Source organism: Synechococcus sp. B60.1, from assembly GCF_047462555.1.
In the GTDB taxonomy this organism is placed as follows: Bacteria; Cyanobacteriota; Cyanobacteriia; order Thermostichales; family Thermostichaceae; genus Thermostichus.
Map to the genome: position 1 here is coordinate 1 of NZ_JANSJN010000062.1, position 17,523 is coordinate 17,523.

The following is a 17,523-nucleotide window of genomic DNA, read 5'->3' on the forward strand; positions in this document are numbered from 1 at the left end:
AGCGAGGCAACAGTACTGCAAGCCCGTACAAGAGCTGCTTCCGGCGCTTTCAGGGTGATGTATTCGCAACACACCAGTGAGCTGCGCTGCTCACGGGTCACCGGGCAATAGGCGGCTACCTGGGCCTCGATGGCGTCCTCTGCGGCTCCCTCCCGTTTGGCCCGCAGGTCGATGACGCGGCAGGGGTTCTGACTGGCAATGGCTTCAACGGTGGGGGAGGGCAGCAACAGGGCATCGTCTAGCGATTCATACACCACCAGGGTAAAGGTGGCGGCGCGGGCAGCGACGCTCTCTCCTTTGGAAGACCAGATCTTGTTCAGCTCCTGCTCAATGTCCTCGATGGAGACATCTTTTGGGGTTTGTAAAGGCAGGACGGCGGCAGGTTGATCCATCGTCTCCTCCTGCAGTGGGCTCTTGCTCAATCCTAGACAGGTAGGCCGGCTGCTCTGGAGGAGCTTAAGGTGAGGTACAGATTGGCCGGCTCCAGCCCTCGCACCCCATCCAGGCAACAGCAGGCTTAGGCGGGCCGGGGCTGGATGCTCAGCTCCAGGGGTCGACCGGGATCCCCCACCAAAACCAAGCCGCGGCCATTGGCATGCAGATGACGCACAATCCAGTACAGCGTTTCGACGCGCTCCGGGCAGCCCAGTTTTTCCGCCAACTGGGGCAAGGTCAGGGATCCCTTTTGCTCTCGCATCACCTCCAGCACCTGACGCTGGAGCTGCAGGACGGCGTTGGCTGCTTTCTTGCCCGCTTCCACCCCCGGCTGGTGGTAGGCGTTGACCTGGATGAGAGAGGCGTAGAGGCCCACTGCCCGTTCGTAGAGAGCAATCAGGGCTCCCACGGAGCGGGCATCCACCCGCGGCAGGGTTACGGTAATGGAGTCGCGCCCGTTTTCGTAGAGGGCTTGGCGGGTGCCCTGCAGCAGGCCGTCTAGGTAGTCGCCACTGGTTACCTCGGGCTCTACAAAGGGGGAAGGGATCCCGGGCTCGCGATCCTGGAGCACCTCGATGAAGGTCACAAAGAAGTTGTTGAGACCATCCCGCAGCTGCTGCACGTAGGCGTGCTGATCCGTGGTGCCCTTGTTGCCGTAGACGGTTAAGCCCTGCTCCACCAGGTTGCCCTTTAGGTCGTGGGACTTGCCCAGGGATTCCATCACCAACTGCTGCAGGTAGCGGCTAAACAGCGCCAGGCGATCTTTGTAGGGTAAAACCACCATATCCTTGCGCCCCCGCCCCTCGCCGACGATGTACCAGGCCATGGCCAAGAGGGCAGCGGGGTTGCGCTCCAGATGGGGTACGCGGGTGGCCTCATCCATGGTGGCGGCCCCGGCCAGCAAAGCCCGGATATCAATCCCCTGCAGCGCCGCCGGCAACAGGCCTACCGCCGAGGTTTCTGACGTGCGCCCCCCCACCCAGTCGAAGATGGGAAAAATTGCCAGCCACCCCTCCTGCCGTGCCTGCTGCTCCAATTGGCTGCCAGGCCCAGTGATGGCCACCGCATGAGCAGGAAAGGGGATCCCGGCCTTCTGGTAGGCCAGCGCCACCTCCACCAAGCCATTGCGCGACTCAGGTGTGCTGCCGGACTTGGAGGCAACAATTACTAGAGTTTGTCCCAGTTTGTCCGCCAGCCGCCCCAGCACGCGATCAAACCCGTCGGGATCCGTGTTGTCGATGAAGTGGATGTTCAAGGGCGGCTGCAGCGGAGCCAGGGCCTCGGCCACAAACTGCGGCCCCAGGGCTGATCCGCCAATGCCAAGCCAGAGCAGCTCGGTGAAACATCCTCCCCCACTAGCCGGGATTGTGCCGCGGTGGATCTTTTCTGCAAAGGTCTCCACCTGTTCAATACACTCCTGAATTGCCTGCCGGATCTCCGGCGTGGGGGCCAGCTCTGGCGACCGCAGCCAGTAGTGGCCCACCTGGCGGCCTTCGTCGGGGTTGGCGATGGCCCCGGCTTCTAGAGCCTGCATCTGGGCAAAGGCCTGGGCAAAGAGAGGCCGCAGCGCCTCCACTTGGGCAGGGGTAAAGCGGATGCGGCTGATATCAACAAAAATTTCCAGCTCAGGGTGGTAGTAAAGCCAATCGCAGTAGCGCTGCCAGAGTTGGAGGCTGTCCATGGGATCCCTCCTGCCAAAGCCGTAACCAGCTTACCAAAGCCGCCCCGCTGGGAGGTGCCGCCGGCGAGATAGATCCCTGGGCCAAGAAGCCGATAGAATTCGAGGCACGGGTTGTTGCAATGCTGGCCTAAACGGTGCAGGCCCAGGCCTCCTCCCATGCCCCTAGAGTGTGACCGGCAGTGGATGGAACGCTGCCTCTTTTTGGCTCGCTCCACACCACAGCGCCCCTCCCCTAACCCGCGGGTAGCTTGCGTTGTTGTCCGGGGGGATCAGGCGGTGGGGGAAGGCGTTCATCCGGGAGCCGGCCAGCCCCACGCCGAGGTGTTGGCCTTGCAGCAGGCGGGATCCCTGGCCAAGGGCGCCACCCTCTACGTCAACTTAGAGCCCTGCAACCACTACGGGCGCACCCCTCCCTGTACTGAGGCCATCCTGGCTGCCGGGATCCGGCGGGTGGTGGTGGGGATGCAGGATCCCAACCCGCTGGTGGCCGGCAAAGGGATCCGCCGCCTGCAGGAGGCCGGGGTCGAGGTAACCGTGGGAGTGCTGGAGCGGGAGTGCCAAGAGCTCAACGAGGGCTTTGCCTTTGCCATTGTGCGGAAGCAGTGCTTTGGCCTGCTCAAATACGCCATGACCCTAGACGGCAAGAGCGCTGCCGTCACCGGCCACAGCCAGTGGATTAGCAACCCCCTGGCGCGAGAGTGGGTTCACCGCCAGCGGGCCTGGCACGACGCGGTCATCGTAGGATCGAAAACTGTCTGGCACGACAACCCCCGCCTGACCTGCCGCCTGCCGGATTTTCAAGGATCCCAGCCCCTGCGGGTGGTTCTCAGCCGCTCCCTAAACCTACCCCCCGTGGCCCACCTCTGGCAGGTGGAGGAGGCGCCAACTTTGGTGATGACAGAAGCCACCGAGACCCATCCCCTCTGGCGATCCCTGGCCCAGCAAGGGGTGGAGCTGCTGCACCTGGATCAAGTAACCCCGGCTCGAGCAGCGCAGGTTCTCTTTGAGCGAGGCTGTCTGAGCGCCCTCTGGGAATGCGGCGGCACCCTGGCCTGGGCTGCCCTCAAGGATGGGGCCATCCAGAAAGTGGCCGCCTTCATCGCTCCCAAGATCCTGGGCGGGGCCGACGCCCCAACCCCCGTAGGAGGCGAAGGGATCCCTGACCTGAACCAGAGCTGGCAACTGCTGGAGCTGCAACTGCAGACTGTGGGGGATAACTGGCTGATCACCGGGAAAATCCCCTCTTCTAGCCCCGATGACTAAGAGATCGATTGTTGACAAATTCGCGAGGGCTATCCGGAGGGTTTTAAGTGTCTGAACGAACAGACTGATATCTGTTCAATGTAAATGAATATACTGATCAGAAAAATACAGCATTCTTGCAAAGTAGGTTTCAGAATTGAGCTCAACTGTGCTATGCTGGCCGATATTATAAGGGGTCATAAAGATCTTTCGGTAAGGTCAGCAAAATCAAGCTGTAGGGATCTGTCAAGATTCTCCTGAGGTGAACCTTGCGAAAGGTAATGACGAAGACTCTAGCTTCTTTGTCCAGTTGTTTTTCATTGCTTGCCCGGCGAGCTGATTGAGAACTTTCCCAGCACAAATCTCATGTTAAACCTTTTTGCCGGCCTGCTCTTTGCCTCGGCTTTCCTCACCTCGTCAGGAAACGTCATCATCGAGGGAGATGTGGGGGAGTGGGCTTTTGCCGATCGCCAAGTTACTGAGACGGCTACATTGACTGTTCTCATACGGCCCGAGGAGAGCTTGGCCTCTTGGAGAGAAATGCTCTCGGTTATGAACGTTCAGGTACCAAAATCGCCCCGCTTCCTGGCAAACAATATGCGGAATAACCTCCTGGAACACTGTCCCCAAACGACTTGGGAGTTTCACCGGGAGAGCGAAGAAGATGTTCTCTACGAGTTCCGTAGCGCCGGCTGTCGTGGGCAGGCTGCCGGGATCCAAGAGCATGAGATTGGCCGCATCACCCAAGGCCCAGACGGCCCTGTGCGCATTGCCTACGCCGCCAAGCCAGAGATGACACCCGCAATCCGGAGTCGCTGGCTCAACTTGCTGGGCAGCGAGGTGGGGACGGCTCGGGGCTTTCCCATCCAAAACCTTACGGGGGTCGCCCGAAAGCCTTCTTCTCCAGCTCCAGAAGCCCCAACCGCAGAGCGGCAGATCGCCCGCTGGCTGCAGGAAGCAACCGATGCCCTGAAGCAGCAGGAAGATTTGCTGGCCGAGCTGGAGCGCCTCGGTCAGGAAGCGCAAGCCGATGCCCGCGCCTACAGCCAGAAGGCCCCAAACGAGGCAGGGACAAGCGTGATCAGCCTGCACCGAGGTCGGGGGGACGGCAGCCCTGGCGAGGCCACAACCGAGTTCAAGACCACCGATACCCTAGTCTGGGCCATTTTGCCGGTGAGCAGCCTCCCTGCCAACGCCCAGGTAGAGATGCTTTGGTACTACGAGGGCGGAGAAGCCGGAGGCGAGCAACTGATCCGCAAGTTTGATTTTCCCTGGGATCCCTTGGCCGACACGGTGCGAGGCTTTCTCAGCTTCAGCCAACCCTACACTGGGCGCTACCGTGTCGAGGTTCAGGTCAACGGCGAGAAGATAGGAGTTGGCCGCTTCACAATTCGGTAGCCTTAGCTTGGCTCCCACTTCCAACTCTTTTCTCTCAGAGGGAGCCCAGCCTCTCTCTTAGAAGGAAGGGGGAGATAAGGCTTACAGAGAACAATTTTTGACTATAAATCCAGGCTTTTCCGGTAGGGCAATGTCCATCGCCATCTGCCTATTTTTCGCGCTGTGAAAACTATTGCGCTGAGAGTGAAAAGATAGCTCGACATCCTCTAGCGAGTTCTGATCACGGGCCTAGCTTTGAGGTTGTAGATAAAGCTGGTGCGGTACTGCAACAACAAATTGCGCAGGTAAAGGGGCAAGTTGCGCTGGTAGAGTAGGCGAGTTCTGCGGTAAATCAGTTTGCGGCGACGGTTGAGCGCCCGGCTACGCTGCTGCAAAGGGGTCTGCAGAGAACGCTGAAGTGCCAGGGATCCAACCGCACAGGCCAGCCTTCGCCGTACCATACCCCACCGCTCGAGCAGCAGTTAGATCATCGATTGATACTCCCACCGCCCAAAGGCAGGGGATTCTTACGCAGTTCAAAAACGAACTCGCAAAGGCACTGTCAAGACGCCTCTAGACAGTTCCTTAAGGCAAAGCCCCCAGGTTCTGCTTACTTTTCTGTTCGCGTCAGCGGGACAGAGTCCTTGCAGGTTGGATGAGACGTTAGTCTTTCCCGGATCCTTGCCACCGGTCGGGTTTTTCACCGTGATTAGGGGCTTGCCTGGGAACAGCACGCCTCGGTGACAACTATACCATTGATGAGCAACTAAAGTTGCTTGCGGGCTTTTCCGCCCCGCACTCAAGTACGGGACTACCAAGCTATCCCTCTGGGTAAATGCGAGCAGCCGCCAGCGGGTCGATGTATTTTGGTATCCTGCAGAGGATTGGCCTGAGGAGCGAGGATCCGCCCAGAAGCTTTCTCCTTTTCCAGATCTTGCAACAGTTGCCGGCGCTTCCCCCAAGGGGCAACAGGTGTAGGCCGCTTGAACACCCAGCCGCCCAGCAATCTTTGCCGGCGGGATCCCCTTGGGGCCTATAGCCTCAGACAAGGCCAGCCAAAAGGGCTGGAGGCCACAGGGGGCCACGCCCGCCGCTATCCTGCCAACGAGTTGTTGGCCGCAGAGGACAGAGAACTCTTTAGGTTTTAACCAGGTTTTGTCAATGGCAGTCGAGGGACAGCTTCGTTACAATAGGTTACAGCTTAGATTACGATATGTTGATCATCCTTGCCATTGTGATCCTACTGGGGTTCTGGGCGCTGCGCTTGATGGAACAGGCGTTTCAGCGTCAGGAGTTCTCGCGTATGTTGGCAGGAACGCTGGTGGCCATGGCTGCCGGTGGTGTTTTAACCTGTTACTTCTTGATGAGCGACACTCTACAGATGCTGTTTTCTCTGCAGGCCCAGTCTCCCCACTCACAGGAGCTCCTTTCCGACCTAAGCTGGCTCGATTAAGCCAGTTGTGCTGCCAGCCAGGCTCGAATACTCTGGATCATTCGTTGGTTAGGAGCTAGTAAGTTTTGATAAAACAACTGTGCGAAGGCATCGATGGGACTGAACTCCCCCTCGACCCGGAAAGGATAGCTGAAACCCAACGGGGTTAAGTGATCCCCCTCCAGGCGTTGCCATTCGGTGTAGCCTCCATACCTGCGGCGAAGCTGTTGATAGAGCAGCGGAATATCGTCAATATCATCCTGCTGAAACTCTACAAGCAGGTTGTTTCTAACCGGATACTGCTCCTCGATAAGGCGATTGGTTTCTGCCGGAGAAGGCTCAAACTCCAACCACAGATTCACCGGCGGCGAAGAGGATCCCATCCACATCCGCCACAGATCGCTAAGTTGTTGTTGAGGCCATGCTTGCACCAACACCTGCAACAGCGGCAGCGCCCGCTCCAAGCCGGCATTGCTGTAGGCCAAAAAAATATTGCCGCGCCGCTGGGATCCCAAAGAAGGAAGGGCTAGGCAGGAGAGGATCTGCAGCTTACCGCCAAGGCTGTGGCCCAAGCCAAAGAGGGGCAACCCCATCAAACCTTTGCTCTGCAGGCTTCTATGGAAAGATTGGGCTGCCTTGAAAGCAATTTGAGCGTGATCAATGTCGGTGGTGTAGGCGGTAGCCACAACGGCCATGCCCATGCGGGCCAATTCTTCCAGCAGGCGGCTGTAGAAAAATTGCGGGGCGGATCCTACAAACGCTCCGCCCAGAAAGTGGATCACGGCACGGGGTTGGGGAGGCAGAAGAAACCAAGTTTGTCCATCCGTTTGCCACGTCAATGTCATGGTGCTGCAACCTCACCTGCGATTTGACTGGGATTCCCCACAAAACCCGGTAGCCGACAGGATCCCACTTCATCCTAATAGAGTACTGACAGACTAGTGGCCCGCCCTCCGGGATCCTAGACCCAGCAACCCACTCGGGGTGCGACTGGCCCCAAAGTCGCCAGAACTGCAGCAGCTATCGGGTGAACCCATCACTCGCACCCCCTTCGCAAAAGATTGGGAAGGGCAAACTGGACAAGCCTCCCTGGGAAGCTCCCAAGCCTCAGCGAGGCCCCGTGAAAGTACCATTGGCAATTTCCCTGAGTAAAGCTAGCATAGGCGGCCCTAGATTTTGGCCAAAATACGTGATCCTCACGATGGCTACGTCAAGTATTTCTTGCATCCTGGACTTGTGAGCTAAGATAATAAATTCTCTTTTGAGATCGTGAGGTTGTAATGAGCATTCGCGAGATCGTTAGTGAGGTCTTACAATCCTCGACCCTGACGCTACAGCAGGAGTTGACCATCAACAAAATCCTTTGGGAAAAAGGCTACAGTCTATCTGATTTGGAAGCTCTAGATGAGCTGGTAGAGGCAATTCTTCGTCAGGAAGTGAAAGCCGCTTCAGACTCTTGCAAAGGCCCCAGCGCTGCTTAAGGATGGCGAGGTGAGCTCTTGGGTGAGGCCCATATTGCCTAGGTAATCAACTAATCGTTCGATGGGAGGATTTTTTCGAACAATTGTTGCACCCGACCTTAGTCAGAGTAAGTTTCTAGCCTTTGCAGGATCTCTCGGATTAAACGCTCGTCGGGGTGGCTGAGCTCTGGGTGGAAAGGTGCCTGCTTGAGATAGTGCCTCAGATCCTGACGGGCCTGCTGCCAACGCCCCAACTGGTAGCAGAGCAAGCCTCGATCCCTCAGGTGGGGCAAGGACTCTGGGATCAATAACAAGATGCGCTCCACTGCTGCCAAGGCAAGCTCTAGCTGGGCGCGGCTCAGGTAAATCTGCCTAAGATTGTTGAGCAGCCGCACCAAGATTAGGCGAGGAGGAGTGGGGCGGAGATGATGATCTTGTAGAGGGATCCCGAGCCCATAGATTTGGGCCAGCCGCTCTTGACAGTCTTGCGGAAACAAAATCTGCCCTTGATGAAAGGGATCCACAAAAATCTCCGCGTCTGCAAACAAGGGCCGCACCAAAAAGTGACCGGGCATGCCCACCCCTGCCATGGGAAAATCGATCCGCCGCGCCAGCTCTAGATAGATTAGAGAAAGAGTAATCGGGATACCGGTACGCCGATCGATCACCTCGTTTAAAAAGCTGTTGCGCGGATCGTAATAGTCTTTGCTGTTGCCACGAAAGCCCAGATCTTCAAAGAGATAGTGATTTAAAATCCGGATGACGCGCAGGGGGTAGCGCTCGGGAGGAAGACGCTCTTGCACTTCTGCGGCCATCTCATCCAAAGCGGCCAAATACTCTTCTACATCCAAGTCGGGATAGGCTTCCTGAGCAATCCAGAGGGCCGCTCGGCCCAGATCGATGGAATCTGATTGAATTTCCTGGATAAAGCGTTGGCGGGCGACAGGAATGCTCATGGGAGGCTGGAGTTTTCGGCGACCATCTCGGCTAGAACAGGAGCGTGCAGAAGCTGGTCAACAGCAGCGTCAACGCCGTCAGAAGCAGGCTAAAGCTCCAAAGCCCCACAGCGGCAAGTAGGAGAGTCCCGATGACCCAGATGAGCAGAGCATTCCAGTAGGGTCGGTTAGGGGCCTTGGAGACGTTGATTTTTTGGAAGAAGGGCAGCAGGATAAACGCCACATCCAGCAGCAGCCGCGGCAGCCGCAAGTCCTGGGGCAAGGGCAGATCCCGCACCGCCAGATAGAGCAGCCCCCAGCTCAACAGAAGCGGGATCAGCAACAGATAGTTGGATTCGGCCAGCAGTGGTCGCTCCACCACTAGCGGAAACAAAGGGCTGATCCCCCAGCCCAGATAGAGGTAAAAGTCGAACTTCAACAGCAGCTGCAACAGAGGGGGCAGGCTGAGGCGCTGCAGGTGTTGCTGAATCTTATTCCCCTGAGCTCTGGCTCTCTGGCCCCCAGGTCCGCCTTTTTGAGGGGTTTGCCCGCCTGAGGCCGCCCGCCAGCCGCAGTGGTCGCAGTAGGGAGACTTATATCGATAGGCCGGGATCGGCTTGCCACAGGCGGGGCAGCGTTGGATCGGACGAGGTTGAGAACTGGAGGCCATGACCACCGGTGATGCTCCTGCTCTAGCATGCCCCAATTGCGTTCAGGTGATTCCCAGGGCAAAAGATAACGTGATACAGGCTGCCCCCAGGGCTGCTCCGGCGATCACCTGGACGGGCGTATGGCCCAGCAACTCCCTCAAGTAGGGCTCCTGGAAGCGATCTGCACCCTTCTCCTCAAACCATTCTTCCAGGAGACGGTTCAGCACCCGCGCCTGCTTGCCGGCAGCCTGGCGGATCCCGGCAGCATCATACATCACCACCAAAGCAAAAACCACCGTTGCCGCAAACAGCAGACTGTCCCAACCTTCCTCCAGCCCCACTCCCACGGCCAAAGCCGTCACCAGCGCTGCGTGGGAGCTGGGCATCCCCCCCGTCTCCACCAAAACCCGCAGGTTGAGCTTGCCCGAACGCACATAGGCCAGGATCAGCTTGATGGCCTGGGCCAAGACACTGGCCAGCAGAGCAACCCAGAGGACGTGGTTGGCCATCAACTGCTGCAGCATAGGGCTCTCCGGCACTGGAACACGACCAGGGTCTCCAACAGGGTGGACAGGGATCCCATCTGTCTTGTCCTCTTGTCTCAATGCTGACGGCGGGTGATGAAATCCGCCAGGGCCAACAGTGGCTCGGCCCGGGATCCGTAGGGGCGTAACGCCTCCTTGGCCAATTGGATCAGCTCCTCGGCTTTCTGCCGGGAAGCCTCCAGGCCCAACAAGCTGGGGTAGGTGGCTTTGGCGGCAGCTTGATCCTTACCTGCGGTTTTGCCCAGTTGCTCGCTGGTGGCAGTGATATCCAAAATGTCGTCCACAATCTGAAAAGCCAGGCCGATGTCGCGGGCGTAGTGGCCCAGGCGGGCCAGCAGCTCCTCGTCTGCGCCTGCCAGGATCCCTCCTGAAACCACCGAGGCCTCCAGCAGAGCACCCGTCTTGTGCCTGTGGATGTACTCCAAAGTTTCTAGGGAAATGGCTTTGCCCTCCGACTCCAAATCCACCACCTGGCCCCCCACCAAGCCGGTTGCTGCCGCTGCGTGGCCAATACGGGCAATGACTTGCAGCACCAGCTGCGGCGGCACCCCCCGCGTTTGGCTGGCGATATGCTCAAAGGCATAGGCCAGCAGGGCATCTCCTGCCAAAATGGCGATATCCTCGCCGAACACCTTGTGGTTGGTGGGTTTGCCGCGGCGAAAATCGTCGTTGTCCATGGCCGGCAGGTCGTCGTGGATCAACGACATGGTGTGGATCATCTCTAGGGCGCAGGCAGTGGGCAGGGCCTGCTCCACGGAGCCGCCGGCCAACTCACAGGCCGCCAGACAGAGGATCGGCCTCAGGCGTTTTCCCCCCGCCAGCAGGCTGTAGCGCATCGCCTCGTAAATGCGCTCCGGATAGGCGGGAACCAGAGCTGCAGAAAGCGCCTCTTCCACCTGTTGCTGACGCTGGCTCAGATAGACTTTCAGGTCAAAGGTTTGGGCAACCAAGCGGGGTTTCCTCTCAACTCGGCAATGGGGGGATCCCTGTCGAGTAGTTCTACAACAGGCTTGCAAGCTGACATTATCTCATGTCCACTCTAGGTCGGGATCTGCCTTCCTCAGCCGGTGACAGCAAGTTGCAACCCCTAAGGAAAGTGTCAGGAGGAAGGGCCGCAAGCTTGCGCTAGCCGTCCCCCCAATGTCAGGATGCATTAAGGATCTTCAGCCGGCTTGGTCTTCTTATGTCCCACTCATCTGCTCAGCTTGGCGATGGCGACCGTCTGCTGCGGGCGGCCCGTGGGGAGGTGCTGGATCGTCCTCCGGTTTGGATGATGCGCCAGGCGGGGCGCTACATGGCGGTCTACCGTGAGCTGCAGAGCAAATACACCTTCAAGCAGCGCTGCGAGATCCCGGAGCTGGCGATTGAGATCTCGTTGCAGCCGTTTCGCGCCTTTGCCCCCGACGGCGTCATTATGTTCAGCGACATCCTCACCCCCCTTGAGGGCATGGGGATCCCCTTTGAGCTGGTGGAGCAGCAGGGGCCGATCATCGACCCGCCAATCCGCTCCCAGGCCCAAATCGACCAAATCCATCTCTTAGAGCCGGAAGAAAGCCTGCCCTTTATCAAGACCATACTCAGCACCTTGCGCCGCGAGGTGGAAGGGAAGGCAACGCTGCTGGGCTTTGTCGGCTCCCCTTGGACCTTGGCCTGCTACGCCGTAGAGGGCCGCAGCTCCAAAGACTATGCCCATATCAAGAGCCTGGCCTTCACTCAGCCGCAGATGTTGCATCAGTTGCTGAGCAAGCTGGCGGATAGCATTGCCCGCTACGTGATCTACCAGATCGAGTGCGGTGCCCAGGTGGTGCAGTTGTTTGACACCTGGGCCGGCCAGCTCAGCCCCGGCGATTACGAAGCTTGGGCCTTGCCCTACCAAAAGCAAATTGTGGATCAGGTGAAAGCTCGGCATCCGCAGGTGCCGCTCATTCTCTACATCAACGGCAGCGCCGCTTTGTTGGAGCGGGTGGGCAAAGCTGGCATCGATGTCTTCAGCCTCGATTGGATGAGCGACATGGCCGAGGCCAGGGCCCGCCTGGGATCCCTGGCGGTGCAGGGCAATCTCGACCCGATGGTGTTGCTGGGATCCCCGGAATTCATCCGGCAGCGCACCCTGGAGGTGATTCAAAAGGCGGGACCCCGCGGCCACATCATGAACCTGGGCCACGGCGTGCACCACACCACTCCGGAGGCCAATGTCCATCACTTTTTCGAGACGGTGCGCCAATCGGCAGAGCTGCTCAAAGCTCTCTAGCCGTATAGAAAAACCCCTTGACTCTAGGAGTAGGGTTTGCCTTAAGAGCCAGGGATCCCCGGTGTACATCAGCGTCATCATCCCCACCTACAACCGCCGTCCCATCTTGCAGAAATGTCTGCAGGCTTTGGCCCAGCAGCAGCCTGGCCCTTACGACGGCTACGAGGTGGTGGTGGTGGACGACGGCTCCACCGACGGCACGGTGGAATGGCTGCAGAGCCAGCCGCCAGATTTGCCGCCGATAAAGCTTTTGTGCCAAGAACACCGCGGCCCTGCTGCCGCCCGCAACCTGGGGTTTCGCCATGCCCAGGGATCCATCATTGTTTTTATCGACAGCGACCTGGTGGTGGTGGATCATTTCTTGGCCGCTCATGCCCAGATGCTGCGGCGACACGGCGTCAAGGGGGATCCCAGTTCGCTCCAGGAAGCCAAGGTCTTCACCTATGGGCGGGTGATCAACACCTGCAATTTCCAGGATCCCTGCTCCGAGCCCTTCAAGCCCACCGATTTTTCGGCAGCCTTCTTTGCCACCGGCAATGTGGCCATCGCCCGCCATTGGCTGGAGCGGGCTTGTGAAACCCCTGCCGGCCCCTTTGACGAGCGGTTTCACCTCTACGGCTGGGAAGACCTGGAGCTGGGGGTGCGGCTGAAGCACCTGGGCCTGCGCCTGGTCAAGTGCCCCCAGGCCACCGGCTACCACTGGCATCCGCCCTTCGAGCTAGCGCAAATCCCAGCCCTCATCGAGCGGGAGCGGCAGCGGGGCCGCATGGGCATCCTCTTTTACCAAAAGCACCCCACTTGGGCCGTGCGCCTGATGATCCAACTGACGCCTCTGCATCAATGCCTATGGGGCCTGCTGTCGCTGGGGGGCTGGCTGAACGAGAAGCGGCTAGAGCCGCTGCTGCGCTGGTTGATCCGGCAAGGCCGCTCGCAGTTGGCCTTGGAGCTGTGTCGGGTTTGCTTCCTCAACTGGTACAACGTCCAGGCGGTTTACGAGAGCTACAGAGCAATGAAAGCCCGAAATAGCGGGATCCACCTGTCCTGAGCGCTCACCAGCGTCGGATAGGTCAGCCGGCCATAGTCCTTGCCGGGGATCAACGGCCTTCCGGGATCCGGGTCAGCAGGGCCAAGGGGCTCCCAAACGGCGCCGGCCCCCTTGACGATGGCCCACACCGCCGCCACATCCCAGATCTTGGGTGAGCGTTCTACTGCTCCCAAAAGGCTGCCGCTGGCCACCGCCAGCAGGTTGTAGGCAGCGCCCCCCAACATCCGCGCTTTGCAGGGAAATTGCGGGCTAATCCAGTGGCTGCTGCGGGAGCAAAAATTAAACAGTTGGTTGGGGCCGGGTGGGGCGGTGCTGGGGTGGATGGGCTGAGGAAGAACGGGATCCCGGTCGTGGCGGATGAGAAAAGCTCCTGCCGGCGCATCGCCCGCAAACTGAGGCCAGTAGCCGTAAAAAGTCTGGCGGATGGGCGGCAGATGCACACAGCCAAACACGGGCACGCCCCAGTGCAACAGCGCCAGCGAGCTGCCCCAGATGGGGAGCCCGCGGGCAAAATTGGTGGTGCCATCCAAGGGATCCACCACCCAGCACCACTCTTTCTCCGGGAAAATGTGGTTGGACTCCTCGCTCAGGTAGCCGTGAGCCGGATAGGCCGCGGCAATTGCCTTTTGAAAGGTGTCATCTGCCCATTTGTCAGAAGCGGTTACCAAGCTGCCGTCCGCTTTTTCTGTAGAGGAGGCCTGGCCAAAGTCTGCCAAGAGCTGCGATCCGACCTTTGCCGTGGCCTGCAAGGCAAACTCGGTAACCTCTAGCCAGAAGGGGGAAGGAGAGGCGGTTTCACAAAGAGCACCCATGCCCCAATCCTAGCGGGATCCCCAGCTTTTGGGGCGAAAAAGGTTGGCAATGGTAGCGGATTCCTCACCAACAGGTCTTGCGCCCTCAAGCTGACTAGAATCATTTAGGTAAGTCCTCTCCTCGGCTGGCCGTCCTCCTCCATGAACCAGCGCCTCATTGGACAACTGATCGGCAACCGCTACCGACTGACCCACCACATCAGCGAGGGTGGCTACGGCAACGTGTTCGAGGCGGTGGATACCCAGTTGAATGACGAGCCGGTGGCCGTCAAGTTGTTGCGCCCGCCGCCGCCAGACATGGAGCCGGAGTATTACCAGCAACTGCAGCAGCGCTTCCTGGACGAGGCCAGGGTCAGCGCTCTGTTGGGCGAGCACCCCAACATTGTGCAGGTGCGCTCCTATGGCCTCTACCAAAACCAGCCCTACCTGGTGATGGAGTATCTGAATGCCCAACCCTACACCGGCCAGGGGTTGGACTATGTGTTGGCACGGGAAGGCCCCTTGCGCCCAGAGCGGGTGGTGAACTTGGCATTGCAAATTTGCTCGGCCCTGCACCACGCCCACAACTTTCACATGGATCTGGGCAAACACTCGATTCGGGGGGTCATCCACCGCGATATCAAGCCCAGCAACATCTTTGTGCAAAAAGGGCCCGACGGCAAGGAACGGGTCAAGATCCTGGACTTCGGCATTTCCAAGCTCATGGGAGAGACCTCCCGTGGCCTGACACAAACCGGGTATTTTTTGGGCACGATGGTCTATGCTTCCCCGGAGCAGATGCGGGGAGAGAAGCTGGATGCCCGCTCCGACATCTATTCGCTGGGGGTGGTGCTGTACGAGCTGTTAACCGGTGCCCTGCCCTTCGAGCCGGAGACCGACACCCTGCAGGGCTGGTACCACGTCCACAACTTCCAACAGCCCCGCCCCTTTCAAGACCATCCGCTGCCTCACCCCATCCCTGAGGCCCTGGAAAGGGTGGTGCTGCGTTGCTTGGAGAAAGACCCTGCCCTTCGCCCGGCCACCATGGAGGAGCTGGCCCAGCAGCTCCGAGCCGTCTATGGGGATCAGATCCCGCCTCCCACCTCCTCGGCTCCTCCTCAACAGGTTCCTCTTCAGCGGATCCCTGCGGGGTTTGGCCAGCAGGTTACCCAGCAGGCGGCTGCGTCGGAAGCTGAGGCGGAAAAGCTCCAGCGGGCGGTGCATTTGATCGAGGCAGGCGAATACAAAATGGCCATCCACCTGCTCAACGAGCTGATCCAGAGCGCCCCCAACGAAGCCCGCTACTATCTGTACCGCGGCCTGGCCCACCAGCGGCAGGGCCATTGGGGCCTTGCCCAGATGGACTATCAAGGAGTGCTGCGGCTGGAGCCGGGCAACCCCTCGGCAGAACAGGGCCTGCGCGAGGTTGAACAGCAGGTCGGCCAGGAACAGGTTAGCCCCCACCCGAAGCCCACCCTCCCCACCTCAGGCAAGACCCGCCAGAGCAAAGGATTGGTCCTGGTCTGGCTCCTGGCCAATTGGGCGGCGGCTGGGATTGGCTATCTGGGGCTGGGGGTGGCAGCTCCCCTCCTAGCTGCTTTGGGTTCGCTCCAAGGAGCGGTGGCTGGGGCCAGCCTTGGCTTGGGAATGGGGCTACTCCAGTGGGCGGTATTGCGACGGCAGGTTTCTTGGCGGTGGGTGGCGGCCACGCTACTGGCCACGGCTTTGGGCTGGGTGGCAGCAGATACCCTGGCCCCTCAGGTGGGGGTGGCAACCTTCGCTTTCGATCCCAGGGATCCCTGGCCACAGAACGCCTTGCAAGCGATGGCCAGCCCGCTGCGTGGCTTGCTGGTGGGGCTTGGCGTCGGTGGATTGCAAGGGATCCTCCTGTCCCGGCACGGGAAAGTCGCCTGGGCCTGGGTCTTGGCGGCAGGGGTAGAAGGGGGAGGGGCAGCTCTGCTCATCCATTGGCTGCTGGCCGGCTCTGCCTTGAGCCATTGGCTGCTGCTCCTTGCCGGGCTGCTGGTCCACACCCGCCCCCTCAGCGCCCTGGTGCTTTCCAACCTCAATTGGCGCCGCATCCCTGCCGTTCAAAATTGACCACAGACCAAACAACAGGCCGCCTAACCCGCATCCCACACCACCTCAGCTCCCCTCAAAACTTACCTGACCAGGGATCCCCTGCAGCCATTAAGAGCAAGAAGGCCCTCTCGCGAGAGCCTTCTTGAGGATACTATTGCGCCGTTTTACCGTGGTTTTCGACCTGGAAAAGCCAGTGTAGGACATCGGGGATGACTATCGATAGTTTCCAAATCGAGTTTGGCTTACTGCTCTCACATCCACACCCGTCCTAATTGTCGAAGGGTATCGATCGCAAAAACGTAACGGCAGTCACCAACGCCTCAGAATCCTTAGCCCATCATACCGCATCTGCGGGCCGTGCTTGTCAAGTGCTCATCAGGGATTTGCCAAGGACGGGATCGGCATTTGCTTGCTTGGCTTTGCAGGAGCCCTTTTGTCCTTCGGCTAGGATAGGAAGGCAGCCCGACTTTTTGCCGGCCATGCTCGACTCTCTGTTGGACAATATTTACGGCGCTTGGTTTCTGCCGGAGCGCACCTTCCGCTCGCTGCGGCAACAGCCTGTTCTCTGGCAAGCTTTTGGGGTGGTGGCGCTGCTCAACATTCTCGAGGCTGTGCGTCGCTTTGGGGTAAACCTGCCGAGCATGGTGCTGGCGCTACTGGCAGGCTCCCTGGGATGGGTAAGCCTGGCGGCTTTGCTGCAGGCGCTGGCCTTTTGTTTTGGGCGGGCTGCCCCTTCTTTTGCAGCGCTCCTCTGCCTGACGGGCTTTGCTAGCTTGCCCTGGCTGCTGCTGGGACCTGCCCAATCCCTAGGCGGGGTGGCCGGATCCCTGCTCGGGTTAGGGGCGCTGTTGTGGTTTGTGGTTTGGCAGGTGCGGGCGGCAGCAGTGGCGCTGGATCTGGAGTGGTGGCGACTGGCGGGCCTGATCCCGTTGGCCTTCCTGGGCGGGCTCCTGTCCTTGAACTGGTTGAGCAGCGCCGTTGTGGCTTTGGCTTCTCTGGGCTGAAAGGCAATTGCAAAATTGGGAAGAAGCAGCCCGCCCGGCTAGCTGGGCACTCGCTGCAGGTGCGGCTTTTCCTCTGGCAGAATCGCACCTTCCACAGGGCAAACCTGAAGACAGATGCCACAGTCAATGCAGGTGGCAAAGTCGATCCAAAAGTAGTCGGTGCCTTTGGCATTTTTGCCGTCCCCAGGGTGAATGCAGGCGACGGGGCAGGCCTCCACACAGTCGGCAACGCCTTCACAAATATCGGTGACGATGGTATGGGGCATGGATCCCTCTCACTAAATCGAGTCAACCTCAACACCTTCCCATCCGCTTGACCCAGAGTCTGTTGGATCGTTGGCAGTGGGCGGCAGAGGGCTTTGTCATTTTAGCTTAATCGGCGGGAAGCCCCGCACTGTATGGGTGAATTGTGTTGACTCAAGAGCCAATCAGTGTCGGGATGGAAGCCGTTTGTGCTTCAATTGAGGAGATTAAGTTCAATCTCCGGAGAGTTTCCCGCCGTGGGTTGCACGGTGCCAGCACGCCAAGACCTCTGTACCAACAAGTTTGTGAAGCGTGAAGCCCGTACTCTTGTGTTGACTCAACGAAGATGA

At 59.3% G+C, this 17,523-nt stretch carries 18 protein-coding genes; 8 read left to right on the top strand and 10 right to left on the bottom strand.

Going from position 1 to position 17,523, the window contains the following annotated elements; all coding sequences use genetic code 11:
- Nucleotides 1-392, bottom strand: a 392-nt coding sequence (locus NW863_RS08255) for a glucose-6-phosphate dehydrogenase assembly protein OpcA (protein WP_414365742.1), incomplete at its 3' end; no start/stop codon positions are given.
- A 125-nt stretch (nucleotides 393-517) separates the two neighbouring features.
- Nucleotides 518-2,116, bottom strand: a complete 1,599-nt coding sequence (locus NW863_RS08260) for a glucose-6-phosphate isomerase (RefSeq protein WP_414365743.1) — start codon at nucleotides 2,114-2,116, stop codon at nucleotides 518-520.
- A 156-nt stretch (nucleotides 2,117-2,272) separates the two neighbouring features.
- On the opposite strand from NW863_RS08260, the gene ribD reads away from it, so the two are divergent.
- Together ribD and NW863_RS08270 are read left to right on the top strand one after the other, a co-directional pair.
- Complete coding sequence (ribD, locus tag NW863_RS08265; protein ID WP_414365744.1) at nucleotides 2,273-3,379, top strand: bifunctional diaminohydroxyphosphoribosylaminopyrimidine deaminase/5-amino-6-(5-phosphoribosylamino)uracil reductase RibD; 1,107 nt, start codon at nucleotides 2,273-2,275, stop codon at nucleotides 3,377-3,379.
- A 345-nt stretch (nucleotides 3,380-3,724) separates the two neighbouring features.
- Nucleotides 3,725-4,756, top strand: coding sequence for a hypothetical protein (locus tag NW863_RS08270; RefSeq protein ID WP_414365745.1), 1,032 nt, complete (start codon nucleotides 3,725-3,727; stop codon nucleotides 4,754-4,756).
- Between the two features lie 206 nt (nucleotides 4,757-4,962).
- Here the strand turns inward: NW863_RS08270 and NW863_RS08275 are convergent, their stop codons facing one another.
- Entirely contained in the window at nucleotides 4,963-5,196 is a 234-nt protein-coding gene (locus NW863_RS08275) for a hypothetical protein (RefSeq protein ID WP_414365746.1), read from the bottom strand.
- A gap of 752 nt (nucleotides 5,197-5,948) precedes the next feature.
- Between NW863_RS08275 and NW863_RS08280 the strand changes: the two genes are divergently transcribed.
- Entirely contained in the window at nucleotides 5,949-6,188 is a 240-nt protein-coding gene (locus NW863_RS08280) for a hypothetical protein (RefSeq protein ID WP_414365747.1), read from the top strand.
- Here the strand turns inward: NW863_RS08280 and NW863_RS08285 are convergent.
- Nucleotides 6,185-7,012, bottom strand: a complete 828-nt coding sequence (locus tag NW863_RS08285; protein WP_414365748.1) for a DUF1350 family protein — start codon at nucleotides 7,010-7,012, stop codon at nucleotides 6,185-6,187. The two genes, NW863_RS08280 and NW863_RS08285, sit on opposite strands and share 4 nt — an antisense overlap.
- A gap of 435 nt (nucleotides 7,013-7,447) precedes the next feature.
- On the opposite strand from NW863_RS08285, the gene NW863_RS08290 reads away from it, so the two are divergent.
- Nucleotides 7,448-7,648 (top strand): hypothetical protein, encoded by a 201-nt coding sequence (locus NW863_RS08290; RefSeq protein WP_414365749.1) that lies wholly within the window; start codon nucleotides 7,448-7,450, stop codon nucleotides 7,646-7,648.
- A gap of 98 nt (nucleotides 7,649-7,746) precedes the next feature.
- On the opposite strand, the gene NW863_RS08295 is transcribed toward NW863_RS08290, so the two are convergent.
- From NW863_RS08295 to crtE, 4 genes are all read right to left on the bottom strand, one after another.
- Complete coding sequence (locus tag NW863_RS08295; protein WP_414365750.1) at nucleotides 7,747-8,583, bottom strand: SirB1 family protein; 837 nt, start codon at nucleotides 8,581-8,583, stop codon at nucleotides 7,747-7,749.
- A gap of 31 nt (nucleotides 8,584-8,614) precedes the next feature.
- Complete coding sequence (locus NW863_RS08300) at nucleotides 8,615-9,232, bottom strand: hypothetical protein (protein WP_414365751.1); 618 nt, start codon at nucleotides 9,230-9,232, stop codon at nucleotides 8,615-8,617.
- A gap of 42 nt (nucleotides 9,233-9,274) precedes the next feature.
- On the bottom strand, nucleotides 9,275-9,736 hold the full coding sequence (locus tag NW863_RS08305; RefSeq protein WP_414365752.1) for a divergent PAP2 family protein: 462 nt from the start codon (nucleotides 9,734-9,736) through the stop codon (nucleotides 9,275-9,277).
- A 77-nt stretch (nucleotides 9,737-9,813) separates the two neighbouring features.
- Nucleotides 9,814-10,707 carry a geranylgeranyl diphosphate synthase CrtE gene (gene crtE / locus NW863_RS08310; RefSeq protein WP_414365753.1) on the bottom strand — a complete coding sequence of 298 codons (894 nt, stop codon included), beginning with the start codon at nucleotides 10,705-10,707 and terminating at the stop codon, nucleotides 9,814-9,816.
- A 233-nt stretch (nucleotides 10,708-10,940) separates the two neighbouring features.
- Between crtE and hemE the strand changes: the two genes are divergently transcribed.
- Both hemE and NW863_RS08320 read left to right on the top strand, forming a co-directional pair.
- Nucleotides 10,941-12,008 carry a uroporphyrinogen decarboxylase gene (gene hemE, locus NW863_RS08315; protein WP_414365754.1) on the top strand — a complete coding sequence of 356 codons (1,068 nt, stop codon included), beginning with the start codon at nucleotides 10,941-10,943 and terminating at the stop codon, nucleotides 12,006-12,008.
- Between the two features lie 61 nt (nucleotides 12,009-12,069).
- Entirely contained in the window at nucleotides 12,070-13,053 is a 984-nt protein-coding gene (locus tag NW863_RS08320) for a glycosyltransferase family 2 protein (RefSeq protein ID WP_414338203.1), read from the top strand.
- Here NW863_RS08320 and NW863_RS08325 read toward each other — a convergent pair.
- Complete coding sequence (locus NW863_RS08325) at nucleotides 13,008-13,865, bottom strand: inositol monophosphatase family protein (protein ID WP_414365755.1); 858 nt, start codon at nucleotides 13,863-13,865, stop codon at nucleotides 13,008-13,010. The two genes, NW863_RS08320 and NW863_RS08325, sit on opposite strands and share 46 nt — an antisense overlap.
- Nucleotides 13,866-14,006: 141 nt before the next feature.
- Here NW863_RS08325 and NW863_RS08330 point away from each other — a divergent pair, with 141 nt between their 5' ends.
- Complete coding sequence (locus NW863_RS08330) at nucleotides 14,007-15,944, top strand: protein kinase domain-containing protein (RefSeq protein WP_414365756.1); 1,938 nt, start codon at nucleotides 14,007-14,009, stop codon at nucleotides 15,942-15,944.
- Between the two features lie 461 nt (nucleotides 15,945-16,405).
- Nucleotides 16,406-16,930, top strand: a complete 525-nt coding sequence (locus tag NW863_RS08335) for a YIP1 family protein (RefSeq protein ID WP_414365757.1) — start codon at nucleotides 16,406-16,408, stop codon at nucleotides 16,928-16,930.
- Between the two features lie 38 nt (nucleotides 16,931-16,968).
- Here NW863_RS08335 and NW863_RS08340 read toward each other — a convergent pair whose 3' ends face one another.
- Nucleotides 16,969-17,196 (bottom strand): indolepyruvate ferredoxin oxidoreductase subunit alpha, encoded by a 228-nt coding sequence (locus tag NW863_RS08340; protein WP_414365758.1) that lies wholly within the window; start codon nucleotides 17,194-17,196, stop codon nucleotides 16,969-16,971.
- Between the last annotated feature and the right edge of the window lie 327 nt (nucleotides 17,197-17,523).

Excerpts from the sequence above, each read along its gene's own strand:
- NW863_RS08260 (WP_414365743.1), bottom strand. The coding sequence starts at position 2,116 with ATGGACAGCCTCCAACTCTGGCAGCGCTACTGCGATTGGCTTTACTAC.
- ribD (WP_414365744.1), top strand. The coding sequence starts at position 2,273 with ATGCCCCTAGAGTGTGACCGGCAGTGGATGGAACGCTGCCTCTTTTTG.
- NW863_RS08270 (WP_414365745.1), top strand. The coding sequence starts at position 3,725 with ATGTTAAACCTTTTTGCCGGCCTGCTCTTTGCCTCGGCTTTCCTCACC.
- NW863_RS08275 (WP_414365746.1), bottom strand. The coding sequence starts at position 5,196 with ATGGTACGGCGAAGGCTGGCCTGTGCGGTTGGATCCCTGGCACTTCAG.
- NW863_RS08280 (WP_414365747.1), top strand. The coding sequence starts at position 5,949 with ATGTTGATCATCCTTGCCATTGTGATCCTACTGGGGTTCTGGGCGCTG.
- NW863_RS08285 (WP_414365748.1), bottom strand. The coding sequence starts at position 7,012 with ATGACATTGACGTGGCAAACGGATGGACAAACTTGGTTTCTTCTGCCT.
- NW863_RS08290 (WP_414365749.1), top strand. The coding sequence starts at position 7,448 with ATGAGCATTCGCGAGATCGTTAGTGAGGTCTTACAATCCTCGACCCTG.
- NW863_RS08295 (WP_414365750.1), bottom strand. The coding sequence starts at position 8,583 with ATGAGCATTCCTGTCGCCCGCCAACGCTTTATCCAGGAAATTCAATCA.
- NW863_RS08300 (WP_414365751.1), bottom strand. The coding sequence starts at position 9,232 with ATGGCCTCCAGTTCTCAACCTCGTCCGATCCAACGCTGCCCCGCCTGT.
- NW863_RS08305 (WP_414365752.1), bottom strand. The coding sequence starts at position 9,736 with ATGCTGCAGCAGTTGATGGCCAACCACGTCCTCTGGGTTGCTCTGCTG.
- hemE (WP_414365754.1), top strand. The coding sequence starts at position 10,941 with ATGTCCCACTCATCTGCTCAGCTTGGCGATGGCGACCGTCTGCTGCGG.
- NW863_RS08325 (WP_414365755.1), bottom strand. The coding sequence starts at position 13,865 with ATGGGTGCTCTTTGTGAAACCGCCTCTCCTTCCCCCTTCTGGCTAGAG.
- NW863_RS08330 (WP_414365756.1), top strand. The coding sequence starts at position 14,007 with ATGAACCAGCGCCTCATTGGACAACTGATCGGCAACCGCTACCGACTG.
- NW863_RS08335 (WP_414365757.1), top strand. The coding sequence starts at position 16,406 with ATGCTCGACTCTCTGTTGGACAATATTTACGGCGCTTGGTTTCTGCCG.
- NW863_RS08340 (WP_414365758.1), bottom strand. The coding sequence starts at position 17,196 with ATGCCCCATACCATCGTCACCGATATTTGTGAAGGCGTTGCCGACTGT.